Origin of the sequence: Streptomyces sp. NPDC005408 (genome assembly GCF_040606445.1) — a bacterium.
GTDB lineage: Bacteria > Actinomycetota > Actinomycetes > Streptomycetales > Streptomycetaceae > Streptomyces.
Genome location: NZ_JBEXEX010000039.1, coordinates 19,190 through 40,364 on the forward strand (window position 1 = coordinate 19,190; position 21,175 = coordinate 40,364).

22 protein-coding genes are annotated in these 21,175 nt (G+C 69.7%); 9 read left to right on the forward strand and 13 right to left on the reverse strand.

Going from position 1 to position 21,175, the window contains the following annotated elements:
* Positions 1-10 precede the first annotated feature (10 nt).
* A complete protein-coding gene (locus ABZS64_RS28545; RefSeq protein WP_355835627.1) occupies positions 11-817 on the reverse strand; it encodes a hypothetical protein in 807 nt (268 codons plus the stop codon).
* Positions 818-1,002: 185 nt separating this feature from the next.
* On the opposite strand from ABZS64_RS28545, the gene ABZS64_RS28550 reads away from it, so the two are divergent.
* A complete protein-coding gene (locus tag ABZS64_RS28550) occupies positions 1,003-1,860 on the forward strand; it encodes a DUF4097 family beta strand repeat-containing protein (protein WP_355835630.1) in 858 nt (285 codons plus the stop codon).
* 1 nt (position 1,861) lies between these two features.
* Positions 1,862-2,812 (forward strand): helix-turn-helix transcriptional regulator, encoded by a 951-nt coding sequence (locus ABZS64_RS28555; protein WP_355835633.1) that lies wholly within the window; start codon positions 1,862-1,864, stop codon positions 2,810-2,812.
* Positions 2,813-3,547: 735 nt separating this feature from the next.
* Here the strand turns inward: ABZS64_RS28555 and ABZS64_RS28560 are convergent.
* Both ABZS64_RS28560 and ABZS64_RS28565 read right to left on the reverse strand, forming a co-directional pair.
* Positions 3,548-4,111, reverse strand: a complete 564-nt coding sequence (locus tag ABZS64_RS28560) for a Clp protease N-terminal domain-containing protein (protein WP_355835636.1) — start codon at positions 4,109-4,111, stop codon at positions 3,548-3,550.
* Positions 4,111-4,320 (reverse strand): HTH domain-containing protein, encoded by a 210-nt coding sequence (locus tag ABZS64_RS28565; RefSeq protein ID WP_018571396.1) that lies wholly within the window; start codon positions 4,318-4,320, stop codon positions 4,111-4,113. The genes ABZS64_RS28560 and ABZS64_RS28565 overlap by 1 nt, the downstream gene beginning before the upstream one ends.
* Positions 4,321-4,391: 71 nt before the next feature.
* Here ABZS64_RS28565 and ABZS64_RS28570 point away from each other — a divergent pair, with 71 nt between their 5' ends.
* A complete protein-coding gene (locus ABZS64_RS28570; RefSeq protein WP_355835640.1) occupies positions 4,392-5,237 on the forward strand; it encodes an MBL fold metallo-hydrolase in 846 nt (281 codons plus the stop codon).
* Here the strand turns inward: ABZS64_RS28570 and ABZS64_RS28575 are convergent.
* The 3 genes from ABZS64_RS28575 to ABZS64_RS28585 all read right to left on the reverse strand — a co-directional run bounded on the left by ABZS64_RS28575 (position 5,215) and on the right by ABZS64_RS28585 (position 9,066).
* The gene (locus tag ABZS64_RS28575) at positions 5,215-6,621 is read right to left on the reverse strand and encodes a cellulase family glycosylhydrolase (RefSeq protein WP_355835643.1); all 1,407 of its coding nucleotides are present in this window, start codon (positions 6,619-6,621) and stop codon (positions 5,215-5,217) included. The two genes, ABZS64_RS28570 and ABZS64_RS28575, sit on opposite strands and share 23 nt — an antisense overlap.
* 33 nt (positions 6,622-6,654) lie before the next feature.
* Positions 6,655-7,620 carry a zinc-binding dehydrogenase gene (locus tag ABZS64_RS28580; RefSeq protein WP_355835645.1) on the reverse strand — a complete coding sequence of 322 codons (966 nt, stop codon included), beginning with the start codon at positions 7,618-7,620 and terminating at the stop codon, positions 6,655-6,657.
* A 228-nt stretch (positions 7,621-7,848) separates the two neighbouring features.
* Entirely contained in the window at positions 7,849-9,066 is a 1,218-nt protein-coding gene (locus ABZS64_RS28585; RefSeq protein ID WP_355835648.1) for an NADP-dependent malic enzyme, read from the reverse strand.
* 529 nt (positions 9,067-9,595) lie between these two features.
* Between ABZS64_RS28585 and ABZS64_RS28590 the strand changes: the two genes are divergently transcribed.
* From ABZS64_RS28590 to ABZS64_RS28600, 3 genes are read left to right on the forward strand one after another with little or no spacing between them, the layout of a single operon-like run.
* The gene (locus ABZS64_RS28590; protein WP_355835651.1) at positions 9,596-10,555 is read left to right on the forward strand and encodes an ABC transporter substrate-binding protein; all 960 of its coding nucleotides are present in this window, start codon (positions 9,596-9,598) and stop codon (positions 10,553-10,555) included.
* 42 nt (positions 10,556-10,597) lie between these two features.
* Positions 10,598-11,548 carry an amino acid ABC transporter permease gene (locus ABZS64_RS28595; protein WP_355835654.1) on the forward strand — a complete coding sequence of 317 codons (951 nt, stop codon included), beginning with the start codon at positions 10,598-10,600 and terminating at the stop codon, positions 11,546-11,548.
* Position 11,549: 1 nt separating this feature from the next.
* Positions 11,550-12,311, forward strand: a complete 762-nt coding sequence (locus tag ABZS64_RS28600; protein WP_355835657.1) for an amino acid ABC transporter ATP-binding protein — start codon at positions 11,550-11,552, stop codon at positions 12,309-12,311.
* A 90-nt stretch (positions 12,312-12,401) separates the two neighbouring features.
* On the opposite strand, the gene ABZS64_RS28605 is transcribed toward ABZS64_RS28600, so the two are convergent.
* Positions 12,402-13,151 (reverse strand): class I SAM-dependent methyltransferase, encoded by a 750-nt coding sequence (locus tag ABZS64_RS28605; RefSeq protein WP_355835757.1) that lies wholly within the window; start codon positions 13,149-13,151, stop codon positions 12,402-12,404.
* 92 nt (positions 13,152-13,243) lie between these two features.
* On the opposite strand from ABZS64_RS28605, the gene ABZS64_RS28610 reads away from it, so the two are divergent.
* Positions 13,244-13,873 carry a CGNR zinc finger domain-containing protein gene (locus tag ABZS64_RS28610; protein WP_355835660.1) on the forward strand — a complete coding sequence of 210 codons (630 nt, stop codon included), beginning with the start codon at positions 13,244-13,246 and terminating at the stop codon, positions 13,871-13,873.
* Here the strand turns inward: ABZS64_RS28610 and sodX are convergent.
* Positions 13,777-14,196 carry a nickel-type superoxide dismutase maturation protease gene (gene sodX / locus ABZS64_RS28615; RefSeq protein WP_355835663.1) on the reverse strand — a complete coding sequence of 140 codons (420 nt, stop codon included), beginning with the start codon at positions 14,194-14,196 and terminating at the stop codon, positions 13,777-13,779. The two genes, ABZS64_RS28610 and sodX, sit on opposite strands and share 97 nt — an antisense overlap.
* A gap of 150 nt (positions 14,197-14,346) precedes the next feature.
* Between sodX and sodN the strand changes: the two genes are divergently transcribed.
* Positions 14,347-14,742, forward strand: coding sequence for a superoxide dismutase, Ni (gene sodN, locus ABZS64_RS28620; RefSeq protein WP_215095254.1), 396 nt, complete (start codon positions 14,347-14,349; stop codon positions 14,740-14,742).
* Positions 14,743-14,845: 103 nt separating this feature from the next.
* Here sodN and ABZS64_RS28625 read toward each other — a convergent pair whose 3' ends face one another.
* The 4 genes from ABZS64_RS28625 to ABZS64_RS28640 form a co-directional block, all read right to left on the reverse strand.
* Positions 14,846-16,021: a low temperature requirement protein A gene (locus tag ABZS64_RS28625; protein WP_355835667.1), complete on the reverse strand. Its 1,176-nt coding sequence runs from the start codon at positions 16,019-16,021 to the stop codon at positions 14,846-14,848.
* 109 nt (positions 16,022-16,130) lie between these two features.
* Complete coding sequence (locus ABZS64_RS28630) at positions 16,131-17,060, reverse strand: hypothetical protein (protein ID WP_355835670.1); 930 nt, start codon at positions 17,058-17,060, stop codon at positions 16,131-16,133.
* A gap of 78 nt (positions 17,061-17,138) precedes the next feature.
* Positions 17,139-17,735, reverse strand: a complete 597-nt coding sequence (locus ABZS64_RS28635) for a hypothetical protein (protein WP_355835673.1) — start codon at positions 17,733-17,735, stop codon at positions 17,139-17,141.
* 63 nt (positions 17,736-17,798) lie between these two features.
* Positions 17,799-18,989, reverse strand: coding sequence for an epoxide hydrolase family protein (locus ABZS64_RS28640; RefSeq protein ID WP_355835676.1), 1,191 nt, complete (start codon positions 18,987-18,989; stop codon positions 17,799-17,801).
* Between the two features lie 63 nt (positions 18,990-19,052).
* Here ABZS64_RS28640 and ABZS64_RS28645 point away from each other — a divergent pair, with 63 nt between their 5' ends.
* On the forward strand, positions 19,053-20,021 hold the full coding sequence (locus tag ABZS64_RS28645) for a YafY family protein (protein ID WP_355835679.1): 969 nt from the start codon (positions 19,053-19,055) through the stop codon (positions 20,019-20,021).
* 6 nt (positions 20,022-20,027) lie between these two features.
* Here the strand turns inward: ABZS64_RS28645 and ABZS64_RS28650 are convergent, their stop codons facing one another.
* Positions 20,028-20,990: a LysR family transcriptional regulator gene (locus ABZS64_RS28650; RefSeq protein ID WP_355835683.1), complete on the reverse strand. Its 963-nt coding sequence runs from the start codon at positions 20,988-20,990 to the stop codon at positions 20,028-20,030.
* Positions 20,991-21,175 lie beyond the last annotated feature (185 nt).

The window sequence follows — 21,175 nt, forward strand, 5'->3', positions numbered from 1 at the left end:
GGGCTGGGACCTACCCCCGGCGCCCCCGGACCCTGTCGTAGACCAGCCCCAACCCGCCATGCACCACCAGCACCACCCCCGCCACCGCCCACCCCCCGCTTCGCCGCCGTACACCCCACACCACCATCGGCACCCCCGCCGCCACTTGCGCCGCCCCCAGCAGCCTGGCCCTCGGGCCGCGCAGCCACGGGCCGAGCAGGCCCTCCTCGACCGCGTCGAGTTCCGCTCGTACCGCGTCGCGCCAGCCCGACCACTCCACCGGCTCCGCGCCCAGCTCACGGGCGACCGACCGTAGCCGGTCGGCCGGTTCGCCGGGGGCCAGGCCCGTGGGCAGGGCGAGCCCGGACCGCGCCAGGACCCCGATCAGACCGAGCAGCCGGGCCCGCCCGTCCGACGCCGGGTCGGGGAGCGTGAGCGGCTCCAGCGCCTGGAGATCCAGTACGGGATCGAGCCCGAGGCGCGCCGCGAACGTCCGCATCGCCTCGTCCTCGCCGACCGGCGTACCGTCCGCGAGCCAGACATAGCCGACGGGCCTGCGGAACCCTGACGCGAGCGTGAATCCGGCCCGGTCGCCGTCCCACCACAGTGCCAGCACCGGCCAGTTCGCGCCGACGGCAACCGCCGATGCCCAGCCGCCGAGCACCCGGTCGACCGGTTCACCGCCGTCCAGCCAGGGCTTTCCCTCGGGAACGAGCACGCTCCACTGCTCCCCGGCCGGCGCAAGGAGCTGCTGTTCGCGCAGCAGATGGGCCGGAGGCCGTACGGCGGCAGGCTCGGCCCGGCAGAGCAGCAGCGCCCCCACGGATGTCGCGTTCATAGCCCATACGCTAGGCCAATTTGCCCCCGTACGACCGTTAGCAACCACTCGCAACCAGACACGCGCGACGACACGCGACCACACACACGCCCGCCATCGCGCTTGACATCGCGTATTCGCGATATATCGTATCTACCAAGAGACGCGATATGTTGCGTCACGCCGGACCCAGGGAGGTCAGCACCATGGCAGAGTCGACGTGGGAAGTCGCTGAGCCGAAGAAGCTCACCTTCGACGGCCCCGTGACGGCACTCAATGTGCGCATTGTCAACGGAACGGTCAACGTCGTGGGCACGGACGAAGGTTCCGCCCGCCTCGAGATCTCCGCGATCGAAGGCCCTCCGCTGATCGTCACCCAGAACGGCTCCACCCTCACCGTGGCGTACGAGGACCTGCCCTGGAAAGGCTTCCTCAAGTGGCTCGACCGCAAGGGCTGGCACCGCAGCGCGGTCGTCTCCCTCGCCGTGCCGACCGGCTCGGCGGTCGAGGTCGGCGTCGTCGGCGCGGGAGCCTTTGTGTCCGGCATCCAGGGCACGACGGCGGTACGCGGCGTCAGCGGCGACACGACTCTCGTCGGCGTCTCCGGCGCGGTCCGCGCCGACACGGTCTCCGGGAACCTGGAGGCCCAGGCCGTCACCGGCGATCTGCGCTACAACTCCGTGTCCGGCGATCTCACCGTGATCGACGGCGCCGGGTCATCCGTACGGGCCGAATCGGTCAGCGGCGACATGGTCATCGACCTCGACCCGGGGGGCAAGCCCACCGACATCCGGCTGGCCACCGTCTCCGGCGAGATCGCGATCCGGCTGCCGCACCCCGCGGACGCGCAGGTCGAGGCGAACACCGCGAGCGGCAGGGTCTCCAATGCCTTCGAAGACCTGCGGGTCAGCGGCCAGTGGGGCGCGAAGAAGATCACCGGCAGGCTGGGCACGGGCACGGGGACGCTCAAGGCAACGACCGTGTCCGGCTCGATCGCACTGCTGCGCCGGCCGCCCGCGGAGGACGAACCGCACGACGCAGCCCCCACCGGAAAGGTGCTCTGACATGCCGCCCGTCTTCGCTCATGGCCGACTGCGCCTGTATCTGCTGAAGCTCCTCGACGAGGCCCCGCGCCACGGCTACGAGGTGATCCGGCTGCTCGAGGAGCGCTTCCAGGGCCTGTACGCGCCTTCTGCGGGAACGGTGTACCCACGGCTGGCCAAGCTGGAGGCCGAGGGTCTGGTCACCCATGCCACCGAGGGCGGCCGCAAGGTCTACTCGATCACCGACGCGGGCCGCGAGGAACTGGCCGGGCGCGGCGGCGAGTTGGCCGACCTCGAACTGGAGATCCGCGAGTCGGTCTCCGAGCTGGCCGCGGAGATCCGCGACGACGTGAGGGGCGCGGCGGGCAAGCTGCGCAGCGAGATGCGCGCGGCGGCGACGGAGACGCGGACGACGCCCGGCGCGGAGAAGGACTGGGGCGACAAGGAGTCGTGGCGCGCGGCGAAGGAGGAGCTGCGCAAGGCGAAGCAGGAGTGGAAGGAGCAGGCGCGGCGCGCGAAGGACGAGTCGCGGCGGGCACGCGAGGACGCGCAGCAGGCGCGCCGCCAGGCCAAGGAGGCACAGGAGACGGCCCGCCAGGAGATGCAGCGCATCGCCAAGCAGGTCCAGGACCAGGTGCAGGACCACTTCGCGCGGGGCGACTGGCCGACGGGGGTACGGGAGGGCCTGTCGGAGCTGAGCACGCAGCTGGGCGGCCTGGCGAGGGGCACGGCGTGGCCGCCGTACGTCAAGCCGGACCCGGCGGAGGAGCCCCCGGAATGGGCAAAGGACCTGGGCGGCGACTCGGACAACCCGGCCAGGGACTTGGACCGCCTGCTTGACCGCTTCCGCGACGACATCCGCGACGCGGCGAGGGACCACGGAGTCACCCCCCGCCAACTGGGCGAGACCCGCCGCCACTTGTCGACGGCGGCGGCCCACATCGGGGCACTGCTGCGAAACCCGGAGGTGTAGGGGTCCGGGGCGCGGGTCCCTGCCGGGGTCCGGCCCGGGCGCCGTCTGCCGGGGCGCGGGTCCCGTCGGGGGTGCGGGGTGCGGGTCCAGGCCCGAGCGCCGTCTGCCGGGGCGCGGGTCCCGGGCGCACCCGGGGCCGGGTGCGTGCCGTCTGGGGCCGCTCCGGGGCTCGTGTCCTGGGCTGCTTTCCTCACCGCGCTTCGCGCGAGCTGCGCCGCTTTACGTCCAGAACACGACCACTTTACGTCCAGAACACGACCACTGCGCGTCCCCCTGCTCGCTGAACGAGCCCGGTGCACCCGGCGTACAGCACTGCAGGGCGGATGGCGCGATTTCCCTGCGGCGCGAAGCTGCCGCAGGCAGGGGGCAGGCTTCCCCCGCGGCGCGAAGCTGCCGCTCGGGGGTGTGGGGGGCGTCAGCCCCCTTACCCGTCCAGGCCCGCACCTGCGGACTGCGGTACGAAACCGCCCGCACCAGGCCCCAGGGGCGGCCCACCTCCCCCGCGGCACGCAGCGGGGGCTCACCGTGCGGCGCGAAGCTGCCGCCCCGGGGGGTACGGGGGCGTCAGCCCCCGCAGGTCCCGTCAGGGTTTCGGGAAGGGGCAGGGTGGGGGAACAACCCCGCCCGCGGCCCGAAGCTGCCGCATGGGCCCGGCGTCGGCCCCCGCCTTCCCCAGGGGGCCTGGGGGCACCGCACCCAGTTCGGGAAGGGGCGGGGTGGGGAACAACACCGGCCTCACCCCGCGGCTCGCGCCGCCCCACCCCCCACCACCCTCTCCACCGCCTCATACGTCGCCCCGTGCTCCGCCAGCACATCCGCCACCACCCCCGGCCTCGCCGTCAGCGCCAGCAGCAAGTGCTCGCCCCCGATGTGGCGTTCCCCCCGGCCCACCGCAATCCGGAGCGACTTCTCCAGCGTGTCCTTCGCGGACGGGCTGAAGGCCCGCTGCCCCGACCACCACCGTTTCGACTTCTTCCCCACCTGCAGCGCCCCCGCCCCATGCGCCTCCTCGATCTTCGAGACGATCTCGGCGACATCGATCCCGAGCCCGGCCAGCGCATCCGCGTCCGCTTTCGACAGGCCCCCGCGCCGCCGTGCGTCCGCCAGTGCGCCTTCGACGGAGCCGCGCCGGTCGGTGATCCCGAGGGACGCGAAGGCGAACGCCGCCCGCGTCCCCTCCTGGTCGAGCATCGCCAGCAGCAGATGCTCCTCGGTGACGGAGTCCGCACCGGCCCGTTCCGAGTGTTCTACCGAGCCCGTCACGACATCACGGGCGTCCTTGGTGAAGCGCTCGAACATCACTGCCTCCCGTACTTCTTGTGTACGGCCTGCCGGCTGACGCCCAGCTCGGCCGCGATCTCCTGCCACGACCAGCCCTGGTTGCGGGCACTGCGTACCTGTACGGCCTCGAGCTGCTCAAGGAGCCGCCGCAGCGCGGCGACGGCTCGCAGCCCGACCCGCGGGTCGCGGTCGCCCGCCCGCTCGGCGAGATCGGTTGCTTCGGTCATGCATGTCAACCTACATTGACAGTTATCCACTGTCAACCCCAGTTGACATCGCCCCGTCGTACGGTGGTCCCGTGATCGATTTCCGTACGCCCGCACCCGTGACCGGCAGCCTCGATGTCCAGTGGCACGCCGGCTGGCCCTCTCCGAAGCACGACCCCGCTCCGGAGATACAGGTGCATGCCTATTCCGAACACACCGTGATCCTGCGGCAGAACAAGTCCGTGCACTTCGAAGCCCCGTTCCTCTTCCTGCTGTTCGGGAACGAACGGGCGCTGCTGCTGGACACCGGCGCAACCCCGGACCCCGCGTACTTCCCCCTGCGCGCGACCGTCGACGCGCTGACAGAGCAATGGCTGACCCGCCACCCCCGCAGGGAGTACGGACTGCTGGTCGCCCACACGCACGGCCACAGCGACCACATCGCGGGCGACTCCCAGTTCGCGGACCGGCCTCACACCGAGGTCGTCGGGCCCTCGCTCGCCGAGGTGAAGGAGTTCTTCGGGCTGACCAAGTGGCCGGACGGGCAGGCCGAGCTGGACCTCGGCGGGCGGGTGCTCGACCTTCTGCCCGGGCCAGGGCACCAGCAGGCCGCCGTGGTCTTCCACGACCGGCACACCGGCCTGCTGCTGACCGGCGACTCCCTCTACCCCGGCCGGCTGTACGTGCAGGACGCGGACGTGTTCGCCGCCACCGTCGACCGGCTGCTCGCGTTCTGCGATACCACCCCGGTCACCCACATCCTCGGCTGCCACATAGAGATGACGAGAACCCCGGACAAGGACTACCCCCGCGGCACCACGCACCAGCCGGACGAGCCCCCGCTCCAGCTGACGACCGTGCATCTGCGACGGCTGCGCGACGCCCTCGCCGAACGCAGAAGCCACAGCGGGGACTTCATCGTGGTGTACGAGGAGTGACGGTGACCGTGACCCACGCCCCGGGCAGCGCCAGCACCCGTACCGTGCCCGGCAGCCCCGCCGGCACCGTCCGGGTGCCCGTCCAGGCCGGGCCGTCCAGGGTGATACGCCAGTCGGACGCACTCGGCGGCAGCGAGATCTCCGTCGCGCCCCGCCGCCCGTGCGCCCTGTACACCAGGCGGTACGTCCCGGTCGCCGGGTCGTACGAATCGGCCGTCACCCGCCCCGCGACGGCCGCCGCGTACGGCGCCGCGGTCTGCTCCTTGTTCGTTCGGAAGAGACCGCGCTCGTCGACCGCGCAGTAGCCGCCGCCGTAGCACCAGACATAGCCGGCCCAGCCGGAGCTGTAGCGGTTCAGGGAAGCCAGGGCCTCGCGGTAGAAACGGCCCATGTTCGGAAGGGAGTTGTTGAGGGGACCCCACTCACCCACCACGACCGGGATCCGCTGCTCCTTCGGGTAGGCGGTGACGGCCGCCTCGTACGACTCGATCCAGCCCGCCGAGGGGTCGTAGTCCGCGCCCGCCTCCATCGCCGTGTTGTAGAAGTGTGGGGCGTAGACGACCTTCGGGTCCTTGATCCTGCCGAGGCCCGTCGGGACGCCCTCGCCGACGATCGGGGTCGGCTCGACGAAGACCCAGTTGCCGTCGTCGGCCGAACGGACCGCGTCCGCAAGGCGGTTGTACATCGGCGTGAGCTGATCGCGCTCGATGCGACGGGCAGCTGCGGGTAGTTCCTCGCCCGCGCGCAGCTCGCCCATCGGTTCGTTGATCAGGTCGTAGCCGAGCACGGCGGGGTGGTCCTCGAAGCGGTGGGCGAGCACCCGCCACATCCGCGCCTGCGCCTGCCGCAGGTCCTCGTCCTCGTAGAGGTGGGTGAAGGCGCGCTGTACGGCCGGTTCGAAGTACTCCGAGAACCAGTCGTCGGGATGCGAGGTGAAGGGCAGCCCGTCGGTCCGGGTCGCCCACTCCGGGACGCCGCGATGCCCGAAGGCCGGGCCGAAGACATCCTGGTGGGCGTCGAGCACCACCTGGATGTCGTACTTCCCGGCCCAGTCCAGGACCCGTTCGATCTTGTGCAGATACGCCGCGCTGTACTGCCCGCGCCGGGGCTCCAGGTCGTCCCAGAAGACCAACAGGCGGGCGAAGTTGAAGCCCTTGGCGCGCATGTCGCGGAAGTGCTTCTCGGTGACGGCGGACAGCGCCTGGTCACCGCGGTTCGTCTTGTCCTCGACGTTCCAGCCGCGCAGGGTGAGCGTCCGGCCGTGGTCGTCGGTCAGGCGGGGAATGCCGCCCGGGTCCGCCGGGGTGGCGGCGGAGGCAGGAGCCCCCGCCACCAGAAGGAGGCAGCAGCCGATCAGTACCGGGATCGTGCGGCGCACAGGCATGGGAGGAATCCCATCAGCGCACCTGACGGTCCATCAAGAGGGCGTCAGCACGATCTTTCCGAAGAGGTCTCCGCCGGCCATCTTCTCGAAGCCCTCACGGGCCCGGCCCAGCGGCAGGACCTCGTCGATCACGGGACGTACACCCGTCGCCGCGCAGAAGGAGAGGAGATCCTCCAGCTCGTCCTTGGAGCCCATCGTCGATCCGACGACCTTCAGCTCCAGGAAGAAGATCCGGGTCAGTTCGGCGTGCGCGGGGCGGTCGCCGCTGGTCGCGCCGGAGATGACCAGCGTGCCGCCGGGCCTCAGCGACTTGACCGAGTGCGACCAGGTCGCGGCGCCGACCGTCTCGATGACGGCGTCCACGCGCCGCGGCAGGCGTGCGCCCGGTTCGTACGCCTCCTCCGCGCCCAGTTCGACGGCCCGCTTGCGCTTGGCCTCGTCGCGGCTGGTGGCGTACATCCGCAGTCCGGCCGCCTTCCCGAGGACGATCGCGGCGGTCGCGACGCCGCCGCCCGCGCCCTGGACGAGGACCGAATCACCGGGCCGCACCCCGGCGTTGGTGAAGAGCATGCGGTACGCGGTGAGCCAGGCGGTCGGCAGGCAGGCGGCCTGCTCGAAGCTGAGCTCCTTGGGCTTGGGCAGCAGGTTCCAGGTGGGTACGGCGACCTGTTCGGCGAAGGTGCCCTGGTAGCGCTCGGTGAGGATGGAGCGCGGCTCGTCGGGCCCGACGCCGTGGCCGCTCTGGCCGATGACGGAGTGGACCACCACCTCGTTGCCGTTCTCGTCGATGCCCGCGGCGTCGCAGCCGAGGATCATCGGGAGCTTGTCCTCGGAGAGTCCCACTCCGCGCAGCGACCAGAGGTCGTGATGGTTGAGCGAGGCGGCCTTGACGGTGACGGTGGTCCAGCCGGGACGGGCCTCGGGGGCCGGGCGTTCGCCCAGCTCCAGGCCGTTGAGCGGGGCTTCACGGTCGATGCGGGCTGCGTAGGCGGCGAACATGACCTTGACGATAGGACGGGGGCGGGACGCGACGGAACCATGCAGAGGTGTGACACACACCGCGTCCCGCGCGTCTCTCGGCGACCGATCCACCCATACGGCGCAAGCACGCCCCGACATTATTGGGCGCCCCAGCCCGACGGGCCGTGCCGCACCCCATCAGGGGTGCCGCACGGCCCGTCCGGATGATCGGCGGCGCGCTACCGCGCCGCGTGTCGGCGCCTGGTGTCAGCGCCTCGCGACACCCTCCGCGCGCGCAGCCGCAGCCACCGCCGCGGTGACCGCCGGGGCCACCCGCTCGTCGAAGGGGGACGGGATCACATAGTCGGCCGCAAGCGCGTCGCCCACCACGTCCGCGAGCGCGTTCGCCGCGGCGATCTTCATGCCCTCGGTGATCCGGGAGGCCCGGACCTGGAGAGCACCCGCGAAGATGCCGGGGAAGGCCAGGACGTTGTTGATCTGGTTCGGGTAGTCGCTGCGGCCCGTCGCCACCACGGCCGCGTACTTGTGCGCGACATCGGGGTGGACCTCGGGGTTCGGGTTGGCCATCGCGAAGACGAAGGCACCCGGTGCCATCGACGAGACCGCCGCCTCCGGGACCGTACCGCCGGAGACGCCGATGAAGACGTCCGCCCCGGCCAGCGCGGTCTCCAGCGAGCCCGAGAGCCCCGCCTTGTTCGTGATCTCCGCGAGCTCGCGCTTCACGGACGTCAGGTCCTCGCGGTCCCGGCTCACGATGCCCTTGCGGTCGGCCACGGACACATCGCCGATGCCCGCCTCCAGCAGGAACTTCGCGATGGCCACACCCGCGGCGCCGGCGCCGGAGATGACCGCGCGCAGGTCACCCAGACCGCGCCCGGTCAGCTTGGCTGCGTTGCGCAACGCGGCGAGGGTCACCACGGCCGTGCCGTGCTGGTCGTCGTGGAAGACCGGGATGTCGACCTGCTCCTGGAGCCTGCGCTCGATCTCGAAGCAGCGCGGCGCCGAGATGTCCTCGAGGTTCACTCCACCGAACGACGGCGCGAGCCGGACGATGGTCTCGATGATCTCGTCCGTGTCGGTCGTGGCGAGCGCGATCGGAACCGCGTCGACCCCGCCGAACTGCTTGAAGAGGATGGCTTTCCCCTCCATGACCGGGAGGGACGCTTCCGGTCCGATGTCGCCCAGTCCGAGCACTGCGGTGCCGTCCGTCACGACTGCGACGACCTGCGACTTCCAGGTGTAGTCGTGGACGAGCTCCGGCTGCTCGGCGATCGCGGTGCACACCTTGGCGACGCCGGGTGTGTACGCGAGGGACAGGTCGTCCTTGTCTCGCACCGGCACCGTGGCCTGGATGGCCATCTTGCCGCCGCGGTGCAGCGCGAAGGCCGGATCGAAGGGCTCCTCGGGAGCTCCTTCCGCACCGTTTTCGCTGTCGCTGCGAGGATTGACGATCTCCGCTGCCATTTGGTTGACCCCTTAAGTCTTCATCAGTTGAGGGTGGCCACTCCTGGTTGAGGAGGGGTGGGCGGGCACCGCGTAAGTGCCCCGCCCCGGCGGTTGGCCGCCTGGCGGGGGGAGTACATACGCGCGGGCGCGCCGCACACGCGCCCTGAGCCCCGGATGAGGGGTGTAAGCGTCCTTCTTACCTGACCGACGGCCCTGGAGACGAGTCGGTATCCGCTTGCTGACACGACTCATTGCGCCATGTCAGGACACGTCAGCTACGCACCCGGAAACCGGCGCGAAGCGCCGGTCGGGCCGCAGATTTTCCGGCCGAAAGAAGGTATCCCAGTGAAAGGTCCGGCCTTGATGTACCGGCCTCGTGGGGTTCGGGGGTGTCCCGTTACCCGATTTTGACATGCTCGGCCCCCTGATTGGGCTAGTCCGAATGGCAAGATGCCGAAAACACTCAAGGTCGCGACACTCGAAGATGAGTGGAACGACTTGAAATGTCCTATATGGCAGCCCCCTCATCCGCCGGAGGATCACGACCATGACCGCAAGCAACACCTGTCGTACGACCGCCACCAGGGCCCGGATCGCCGCGGTCGGCGCGATCGCGGTCGCCGGGTCGCTGATGCTCACCGCCTGTGGTGACCAGACGAGCTCGGGCTCCAAGGAGTCCACGGGCACCTCGGAGAGCAGCGCCGCGCTGTTCAGCAAGCTGCCGAAGAAGTACCAGGACTCCAAGGTGATCAAGGTCGGCACCGACGCCGCCTACGCCCCCATGGAGTTCGAGGAGGGCGGCAAGATCGTCGGTGTCGACCCCGACATCGCCGCCGCTCTCGGCAAGGAGCTGGGCGTCACGCTCCAGTTCACCAACGGCACCTTCGACGGCCTGATCTCCTCGCTGAACACCGGCCGCCAGGACCTCGTCATGTCTGCCATGAGCGACACCAAGGCCCGCCAGCAGGGCCTGGACGACAAGGGCAAGAAGGTCGGCGAGGGCGTCGACTTCGTCGACTACTTCACCTCCGGCGTCTCGCTCCTGGTCAAAAAGGGCAACCCGGAGAAGATCCAGTCGTTCGACGACCTGTGCGGCAAGAAGGTCGCCGTCCAGCGCGGCACGATCTACGAGACCACCTTCAAGACCCAGGCCACCAAGTGCAGCGCGGACGGCAAGGGCAAGCTCACCATCGAGGCGTTCGACACCGACGCCGAGGCCCAGACCCGCGTGAAGTCCGGCGGCGCGGTCGCCGACCTCAACGACTACCCGGTTTCCGCGTACATCGCGAAGACCGCGGGCGGCGGCAACGACTTCGAGGTCGCCGGCGACCAGACCGACGCCGGCCCGTTCGGCATCGCCGTCGACAAGGACAACGCCCAGCTGCGTGACGCGCTCAAGGAAGCCGTGGCCGCGATCATCAAGAACGGCGAGTACAACAAGGTCCTGGAAAAGTGGGACGTCAAGAACAGCGCCGTCACCGAGGCGACCATCAACGCCGGCAAGTAATCCTGGCGTCAGCCTCAAGCGTTTCACTGAAGGGCAGTCACTGTGACTGACAAGTTCGACAAGACGCCTGCCGACGAGCCCCCAAAGGACTCGGCGGCCGTCGAGGCGGCATCTCACCCTGAGCAGATCAAGGCCATCCCGGTACGGCACTGGGGCCGCTGGATCAGCGGCGTCGTGGTCGTGGCGCTGCTGGCCCTGCTGATCTACTCGTTCTCGCAGGGCGACGTCAACTGGGGCACGGTCGGGGACTTCATCTTCGACCCCCGGATCGTGACCGGCATGTGGCACACGCTGCTGATCAGCGTGCTGTCGATGCTCATCGGCCTGGTGCTGGGCGTCGTCTTTGCGGTCATGCGGCTCTCGAAGAACCCGGTGACGGGTGCGGTGTCCTGGCTGTACATCTGGTTCTTCCGCGGCACCCCGGTGTTCGTGCAGCTGCTGCTGTGGTTCAACCTCGCGCTGATCTTCCCCGTCCTGAACCTCGGGTTCTACAAGGACGAGATGGTCGACGTCATGACGCCGTTCATGGTCGCCCTGCTGGGCCTGGGCCTGAACGAGGGCGCGTACATGGCCGAGATCGTCCGGGCCGGCATCCAGTCGGTCGACGAGGGCCAGACCGAGGCCTCGCACGCGCTGGGCATGTCCAGCGGCAAGACCATGCGGCGCATCGTGCTGCCGCAGGCGATGCGCGTGATCGTGCCACCGACCGGCAACGAGTTCATCAACCTGCTCAAGACCTCGTCGCTGGTCTCCGCGGTGCAGTACACCGAGCTGCTGCGTGCGGCGCAGAACATCGGGTCCACGTCCTTCGCGGTCATGGAGATGCTGCTGGTCGCTTCGGTCTGGTACCTGGCTCTGACCAGCGTCTTCAGCGTCGGCCAGTACTATGTGGAGCGGTACTACGCGCGCGGTTCGCTGCGCCAACTGCCGCTCACGCCGTGGCAAAAGATCAAGAAGAACCTGTCGTTCCGCAGCAGCCCCAGGGGGGTGTGACATGACCGCCATGGTGAAGGCCGAGGGCGTACACAAGTCGTACGGTCTGGCCCACGTCCTCAAGGGCATCGATCTGGAGGTCGCTCCGCAGGAGGTGTTCTGCCTGGTCGGCCCCTCCGGTTCCGGTAAGTCGACGTTCCTGCGGTGCATCAACCACCTGGAGCAGATCAACGCCGGCCGGCTGTCGGTCGACGGTCAGCTGGTGGGCTACCGCCAGAAGGGCGAGAAGCTCTACGAGCTGAAGGACAGCGAGGTCGCGGCCCAGCGCCGGGACATCGGCATGGTCTTCCAGCGCTTCAACCTCTTCCCGCACATGACCGCGTTGGCGAACGTCATGGAAGCGCCGATGCAGGTCAAGGGCGAGTCCAAGGCCGTGGCGCGTGCGCGCGCCGAGCGTCTGCTCGACCGGGTGGGCCTGGGCGACAAGGGCAAGCACTACCCCACCCAGCTCTCCGGTGGTCAGCAGCAGCGTGTCGCCATCGCGCGTGCGCTGGCGATGGAGCCGAAGCTGATGCTCTTCGACGAGCCGACCTCCGCGCTCGACCCGGAGCTGGTGGGCGAGGTCCTGGACGTGATGCGCGGCCTGGCCGAGGACGGCATGACCATGATCGTCGTCACCCATGAGATGGGCTTCGCCCGCGAGGTCGGCGACGCCCTTGTGTTCATGGACGACGGCGTCGTGGTCGAGTCCGGCCACCCCCGCGAGGTCCTGTCCAACCCGCAGCACGACCGCACCAAGGCCTTCCTCTCGAAGGTCCTGTAAGCGGTCCGAAGGTCGTGCAAGCGGTCCGAGCGGCACGGAAAAGGGCGGTACGGACGAGAAGTCCGTACCGCCCTTTCCCTGTCCGCCGGGCTACTTCACGGCCAGCAGCAGCGTGTCGGAGGGCGAGGCCCATACCGCCCTGGCCTCACCGAATCCGGCGGTGCGCAGCGTCTCGGCGTGCCAGCGCACGGACGGCATCTCACCGTCGGCGTGCTCGCCGTAGATCTCGTAGCGCTCGGCGGTCGGACCGGCGAGTACGGGGTCCTTGGCGGCCAAGGCCCACCAGTCGGACCAGTCGAGCGCCCCGGCCGCCTTGCCCCGGTCCATCTGGGCGTGCCGGTGGGCGCGTTCGGCGGCGTTGATACGGGGAGTGTCGCGGTCGATCATGTGGTCGGCGTTCATGAAGACACCGTCGTCGCGCACGAGCCCGGCGATCTGTCCGTACAGCGTGGCCAGCGGGCCGCTGCGCAGCCAGTGCAGGGCGGTGGCGGTGAGGACCGCGTCATAGGAGTCGTACGGCAGCTTCGCCACCCACTCGGGGTCCTTCAGGTCGGCCGTGACGAAGCCGACCCGGTCGTCGCCCTCGAAGTAGCCCCGGGCGATGGTCAACAGAGCGGGGTCCAGGTCGACCCCCGTGCTGGTGGCCTTCGGGAACCGCGTGAGGAGCCTGTCCGTAATACTTCCCGTACCGCATGCGAGATCCAGCACCCGGGGCTCGGGTCCCACCAGTGCCTCGACCATGTCGAGCATCACCCGGAACCGCTCCTCGCGATCGGGCATGTACCACTCCTGCTGCCGGTCCCAGCTCTGCTGCCAGGCCCGCCAGTCCGCTCCTGTCATCGTCTCCGACACCGGAACCCTCCCGTCCGTAATACCCTCGAAGCAATAGCAGCCGTTACGCCGACACTAGACCGCCGCTGTAAGGACTACAAGTGGAACTGGCCCATTACTCGGACTACGCCGTGCGCCTGGTCAACACCGAGGAGCCGGCCCGCAACAAGGACTCCCTCACCTCGGTCGAGGCCGTCCGGGCACTCTTCGGTGTATCCGGCCAGGCCGCGCGCCGTGCCACAGACGCGGACGTCACCCGCTTCCGGTCCGTACGAGCCAGGCTGCGCGCCGTCTTCACCGCGGCCGACGCGGGCGACGAGACCCAGGCCGTCGACCTGCTCAACTCGCTGCTCCTGGAGTTCCCCGTCAACCCGCAGATCTCGGGCCACGACTACCGGGACGAGGACGGCCGCCCCAAGTGGCACATGCACCTGGCCGACCATCCGTCCAACGCGACGGCGGGGTACGCCGCGATCGCCGCGATGGGCCTCGCGTTCCATTTGACGGAGTACGGAGTCGACCGGCTCGGCCTGTGCCAGGCAGCGCCGTGCCGCAACGCCTACCTCGACACCTCGACCAACCGCTCCCGCCGCTACTGCTCGGACCGCTGCGCGACCCGCGCCAACGTGGCCGCCTACCGGGCCCGCAAGCGCCTTGAGACGGAACGGTCGGACAGCACGGGCCGCACCGCCGAGAACGCCCAGGCGGCGACCCCGCGCACGGATCGCTGATCCGGCGCCGGCGGCCGGTATCTGCCGCGTACCCTCCCGAGGAGCAGCTCATGGGGCACCGTGCCGAAGACACGGCTGTCCCCCTCGGCTCCCGGATTGTCCCCGAGTACCCACCAGCCGTCCTCGCGCCGCTCGACGAGGCGCTTGACGATGAGCAGGTCCTGCTGGAGCGGATGACGCAGCACGGCGACATCGCCGGGCCGCACCTCGGCGCCGTAGTGCACCAGCAGTTGATCCCCGTGCTTGAGCGTCGGGTACATGGAAGGACCTGTCACTTCGGCGACTCCGAACGGCACTTTCGGCTCCCGCCCCTGATCGGTCATCCGCCACCTCCGAGTCCCACGGTATGTTCGCCCACCAGTCCCATACTGACCCTGGACTTTTGTCCTAAGCCCTAGGGGGCACTCGCGAAAACACGTCTCTCACGGAGTAATGTCCCACCTGAGAAGACGATCACGAGGAAGGACAGCTCAATGCTCTCCCGCCTGTTTGCCCCCAAGGTGAAGGTCAGCGCCCACTGCGACCTGCCTTGCGGTGTCTACGACCCGGCCCAGGCCCGTATCGAGGCCGAGTCGGTCAAGGCCGTCCAGGAGAAGTTCCAGGCCAACGAGGACCCGCACTTCCGGGCCCGCGCCACGGTCATCAAGGAGCAGCGCGCGGAGCTCGCCAAGCACCACGTCTCGGTGCTGTGGAGCGACTACTTCAAGCCGCCGCACTTCGAGAAGTACCCGGAGCTGCACCAGCTGGTCAACGACGCCCTCAAGGCGCTGTCGGCCGCGAAGGCATCGACGGACCCGGCGACCGGACAGAAGGCGCTGGACTACATCGCCCAGATCGACAAGATCTTCTGGGAGACCAAGAAGGCCTGACCTTCCCGGTCACGTCTTTTTTCACGTAGGCACTTTTCGCGTACGTACGACAGCACCCGGCATCCGCGCGGAACCGGGTGCTGTCGGCGTTCCCGCAGCCCGTTCATGCCGCAACTTCCTCCGCGGACCCCGTCTTCCGGCTGTGGAGGGCCACCATGGCGATCACCGCCGCGGCCAGCAGCGCCAGGGCGAGCAGGGCCGGGAGCAGCACGACCAGCGCGCCCGCGGCCAGGCAGGCCAGGCCGCCGATGATGAAGACCAGGGAGCGGGGGCCGCCGGTGCGGAGGAGGATCGCGGCTGCCGCCAGCAGGAAGATGCCCACTCCTCCGGTGAGCGCCCATGCCACCACGCCATGGAGCGGTTCGGACAGGTCGTAGTGCTCGCTGTCCGCAACCTGGTGGAGCACCTTCTTCATGCCGAGCGCGGTGAGCACGATCCCGGCGACGAGCGGGAGGTGCAGGAAGGTGTACGCGTCGCGGGCCAGGCGGGTGCGGTCGTCGCCTTCCAGGGCGGTCAGGCGGTGTTCGGCGGTGTCGCTGATGTGGCGGAAGTACAGGCGCCACAGGCCGGCCACGACCATCAGGCCCGCCGCGGTTCCGGCCAGCACCGGCGTGGAGATGGGGAGGGCGGACACCCCCACTCCGATCGCGACGATCGACTCGCCCAGCGCGATGATCACGATCAGACCGTGCCGTTCGGCGAAGTGGCCCGGTGAGGCGACCCGCCAGCCCGAGGAGCCGGTGACGTAGATGCCGCCGTAGTCGATGACGACCGCGCCGAGCCAAATGAGCACCTGGGTAAGTCCGGTGAAGGCGCTGCCGACCAGGAGCAGCACGAACGGCGGTGCCACTGAGAGCAGCGCGGTGCGTCGCAGCGTGGCATGGAGCGCCTCGTCGCCGGGGCTGGAGATCCAGTACGTGACGAGGTGCAGGATTCGGACCGCGCCGTAACAGAGGACGAACACCAGCGGTGCGTAGAGCCCGCCCGGGAGATCGTCGTAGACCTCGGGCACCGTCAGTGAGACGACCAGCACCACCGCCATCACGGCGACGAGCACGGCGAACATCGCCCCGGAGTCGGCGCGCACGACATTGCCCAGCCACGCGAAGCAGCACCAGCACCACCACAGCAGGGCGAGCACAACCACCCCGCCGAGCAGCCGCAGCAGCGAGGGGTCCGCCGCCATGAGAGCGGTGACCTGCGTGATCGCGTACACGAACACCAAGTCGAAGAACAGCTCGGCAGGCGTCACCCGGTGGCCGCCCTCCGTGGCGATCATCCGGGAACGCTCTCTACCTGTTGGCACAGCCTCTCCCCCTCCGGCACCCAGCACTGGTCGGCTGATTCCGCGCGGAACGATACCGACCATGCGCGGCCGAAACCGTTCATCATCCGTCCAGAGCCCGCCGGATGTTCGCCCTCACCACATCCAGATCCCGCAGCACCGCCGCATACTTCGCCTTGTTCCGTTCGACGTCGGCGCGCTGGATCGCCGCGCGGGCCTCCCACCACACGCGCACCGTGTCGTGCTTCCGCTTGCACTCGACATCGGCGGTCGCCGTGGCCAACTCCCTGGCCGTACGGGTCGTATTGCCGCCGCTGCCCCGCTTCCAGGCCTTGTCCGCGAACGCCTTGTCCGGGCTCCCGTACCGGCCGAGCCCCTTGTCCACGACGCACTGGGACCAGGTGTCCCACGCCCCGCGAATCCGTTCGTCCTTGGGCTCCGTCTTGGCCAGGCTCACCTCGCGTCCGGAGACGTAGGACCACATACTCCTGGAGTCCTTGACGCCGCTGGTCAGTTGCTTGCTCGCCTCGCCGGAGCAGCCGTTCTCCAGGACCTTGCGGCCGCGGATCGTCGTCGCACCGCCGAGGCGGGTGCCATAGAGGACTCCGTACTCCTCCTCGGTCATCGCACGCCCCTTGTGCTCCGGCAGCACGCTCCTCTTCGGATCCCAGCCGTACCCCCAGCGGCGGGCCTTGTCGAGGTCGAGCATCCCGAAGGGGCTGGAGGACACCGTCACCCACACGATCGGCGCCGCCTCGCGCTGCCGGTCCTTCGGGTCCAGCGGGAAGTCGGCGTAGCCGAAGCCCACCATGCAGCGCTGCACCAGACGGTCCTGCGCCCGGTCGAAGCGCTTGTACTCCAGGGTGCTCAGCTCATAGCGGTCCAGGGGCAGTTGGGGGATGTCCGCCCCGGTGGCCGCGAAGGGAGCCTTCGCGTCGTCGGTAAGGAGCCCGCACCCGGTGAGTGCAACGGCGGCGAGCACCAGCAGAGCCCCCCACCGTGCGTGGCGTACGAGCGCGGTCGTCGGGCTCATCGGAGCTCCCGCTCAAGATCGGTCATACGGCAATGATGCAGGCCGCCGCCGACACTCGCCCGGGCCTGTGGAAAACCTTCAGCTCCAGTCCGTCCGATAACCCGGCGGCCGCAGTATCCGCAGTAACTCCTCGTCGCTCGCCCGATGCGTCCGCGTGAGCAACTGCCGCAGCCGATCCTCGTCCGTGCGCACGCCGTGCGCCGTCACGCTGAACACCCGGTCGCCGCGGCGCTGGTAGAGCGCGAGCGAGGGATCGCTGTTGCCGCTCCGGCGCGTGACGACCTCGATGATGCCGTCGCCGATGTCCTTACAGGTGAGGATCTTTGTCGCTCCGCAGCTCGCGCCGTCGACGGCAAGTGCGCCGCCGTCGGACGGCTGGTGCATCCGGTACGTCACCAGGGCCCGCGGGTCCGTGGCGGTGGCGAGAGGCAGGCTGACGCTGAAGCCCGTTTCGTAGGCCTCTCCCGTGGCGCCCTCCCGCGGAGTCCCGTCGGGGACACGGAGTTCGTCCCTGGGCCAGGGCGCGGGACGGGTCAGGTCGGCCAGGTCCCGGCGGTCCTTTGCCCGCTCAAGTCCGGCGTGTACGCGGTGGAACACCGTCCAGCCGCCGGCCGTGACGACGAGCGCGGCCACGACGACCGCGGCGGCACGGCGGGGGCGGGGTATCCGGGCCATGGCGACGATCATGCCAGCCGGCGATCGCCCGCCCCAGTCCGCAACCCGCCCCGGACGGCGCGATCAGGCCAGCGTACGGAAGAAGGCGCGGACGTCCTCCGTGAACAGCTCCGGCTGCTCCAGCGGCAGGAAGTTGCCGCCCCGCTCCAGCTCCGACCAGTACGTGATGTTGTGCTCGCGCTCCGCGAAGCGGCGTACCGCGATGTCGGTGGTGAGCGCGACGGCGACACCCGTGGGGACGGTGCCGCGCTCCTTCGGGGCCCATGCGCCCGGGTCGTGGGCGGCCTCGTAGTAGAGGTTCGCGGAGGATCCGGCGGTGGCGGTGAACCAGTAGAGGCTCACATTGGTGAGCAGGTGATCGCGCCCCACCGCGTCCTCGGGCAGCTCGCTCGCCGCATCCGTCCATTCCTTGAACTTCTCCACGATCCAGGCGAGTTGCCCCACCGGCGAGTCGTGCAGACCGTGCGCCAGAGTGTGCGGGCGGGTCGACTGGATAACGTTGAAGCCCATCATGTCGTCGCGGAAGTTCTGCAGCCTGGCCAGCCGCCCCTGCTCGGCCTCGGTCAGTCCCTCGAAGTCCGCCGGGTTGTCGGAGGGGAAGACGATGAAGCCGTTGGCGTGGATACCGATGACGCGGTCGGGGGCCTGACGTCCCATCTCGGTGGCGATCCAGGCGCCGCCGCCGGTGCCCTGGAGGCCGTAACGCTCGTATCCGAGACGGGACATGAGCTCGGTGTACGCGGCGGCGATCCGGCCGTTGTTCCAGCCGGGGCTGCTGAGAGGGCCCGAGAAACCGACGCCCGGCGTGCTGGCCACGACGACATGGAAGTCGCGGGAGAGCGGGGTCATCACCTCGACGTACTCGACGATCGATGCGGGCCAGTCGTGCATCAACAGCAGCGGCGTCGCGTCCGGGTTCTGCGAGCGCAGGTGCAGGAAGTGGATGTCCTGGCCGTCGATCTCGGTGATGAACTGCGGGAACTCGTTCAGCGCGGCCTCGGCCTTGCGCCAGTCGTAGCCGTCCGCCCAGTACTCGGCCAGGCCCTTGAGGTAGTCGGCGGGGACGCCGCGGCTCCAGCCGGTGCCGGGGACTTCGGCGCCCCAGCGGGTGCGGCGCAGGCGGTCGCGCAGGTCGTCGAGGTCGGCCTGCGGGATCTCGATGCGGAAGGGGCGGACCGCTTCTGTGGTCTCTGCGTGGGCGCCGCTCTTGGCACCGCTGTTGCTGCCGCTGTTCTTGCCGCTGTTGGTGTCCATGAGTAAGACAGTAGAGTCCTATTAGGCACGATTGCTTCCTGAATTACGGGCAGGCTCGACTTCATGCTGGAAACCTCCGCGCGACTGCTGCGCCTGCTGTCCTTGCTCCAGACGGCCCGCGAGTGGCCGGGCGCCGAGCTCGCCGAGCGCCTCGGAGTGAGCGGCCGCACCGTACGCAACGACATCGACCGACTGCGGGAGCTCGGCTATCCCGTGGACGCCGCGCGCGGCCCCGCGGGCGGCTACCGACTGGCCGCGGGCACCGCGATGCCGCCGCTCCTGCTCGACGACGAGGAGGCGGTCGCGGTGACGATCGCGCTGCGTACGGTCGCGCAGGGCGCGCTGTCCGGCATGGAGGAGACCTCGCTGCAGGCGCTGGCCAAGCTGGAGCAGGTGCTGCCCGCGCGGCTGCGCCGCCGGGTGAAGACGCTGCAGACGTACACCGTGCCGGTGCCGCCGGACCGGCCGCAGCCGGCCGTGGACACCGAGGTGCTGACGACGCTGACCGCCGCCTGCCGGGACCATGAGCGGCTGCGCTTCGACTACCGCGACCACAAGGGCTCGGCGACCCGCCGCACGGCGGAGCCGCACCGGGTCGTCAGCTGGGGGCGGCGCTGGTATCTCGTGGCATGGGACGTCGAACGCGGGGACTGGCGGACCTTCCGCGTCGACCGGATCGAGCCACGTACGCCGACGGGGCCGCGCTTCACCCCGCGCGCCCTGCCGAACGGCGGCGATGTGGCGGCGTATGTGGCCCGCAATGTCTCCGCCGCGGCCTGGAGCCATCGCGCCCGTGTCACGGTGCACGCCCCGGCGGATGCCGTCGCGGAGCGCATCAACCCGGCGGTGGGCGTGGTGGAGGCGGTCGATGACACTTCCTGCCTTCTGGACACCGGCGCCGACTCCCTCGACACGCTCGGCGTGTATCTGGGCATGCTGGGCTACGACTTCGACGTCACAGGTCCACCTGAACTGCTGGCTCACCTCAGAGAGCTGGCCCGGCGCTACGGGCGCTCGACGCCCACCCGGTGAACGGGTTCAGGCCGCGGGCGCCTGCAGCAGCGGGCTCTTGTGCCGCAGCAGCCACTGCCGGTACGCGGCCGCGCGCAGCGCCGCCTCCCGGTAGGCGGCCGACAGGTCCGCGTACACCGCCTCGTACAGCTCGTCGCAGTCCCCTGGTCTGCGGAACAGCAGCAGCCGTACGGCAAGCGGGTCGCCGCGCAGCGGTCTGATCGCCATGTCCTCGCGCGGGCCCGAGGTCGGCTGGCAGGGAGCCACCGCCTCGCCGATCGCGATCAGGGATGCGGCCGTGAGGTAATCCCCGTGCAGGACCGGCGGGTTGAGCCCGGCCGCGTTCAGCACCCGGCGCAGCCCGTCCCACTCGCCGTCCACCGTCGGGTCGACCATCCAGCGGTCCTCGGCCAGATCGGCGAGTTCCACGACGGGGGCTGCGGCGGCCGGATGGTCGCGGGCCATGGAGATGAACTGCGGCTCGCGCTCGACCAGTACGCGCGACGACAGGGCCTCCGGCACCAGCAGCGGGCACCCCTCCACCTCGTGCACGAAGGCGACATCGAGCTGGCCGGCAGCGACCATCCTGAGCAGCGCGTTGGCCGAGACGTCCATATGCAGCGCGATGTCGGTGCCGGGCAGCCGCCCGCGTAATCGGCGCATCCAGCCTGCGAGCGCCCGGCTGGCGGTGGAGCCGACGCGCAGCCGGGGTCCGCCCGCGCGGGCGGCGCTTGCCTTCGCCTCGACGACGAGGGCGGCCATGTCGGCAACCAGGGGGCGGGCACGGCTCAGTACGGAACGGCCGAGCGGAGTCGGCCGGCAGCCGGTGCGTTCACGCGTGAAGAGCTCGGCGCCCAAGGAGTTCTCGATCCGGCGCAGTTGGGTCGTCAGCGACGGCTGGCTGACGCCCAGTTGCCGGGCGGCTTTGTGCAGGCTGCCGGTGTCCGCTATGGCACACAGCGCACGGAGGTGCCTCACCTCGAGCTCCATGACCCGAGAGTAAGCCGCGCCTCAACTGTCACACCAGACACCGTTGTCGGTGCACAAGGGACTGACCGGGAGGGACCGACCGGACTGACCGGGACAGGGTGATGGGCTCGTGTTATCGGCAATTGGCATCATCCGCGAGAGGGGCGGGCTCCCCGAAACTCCGTACCGAACACGTTCCATCGAAC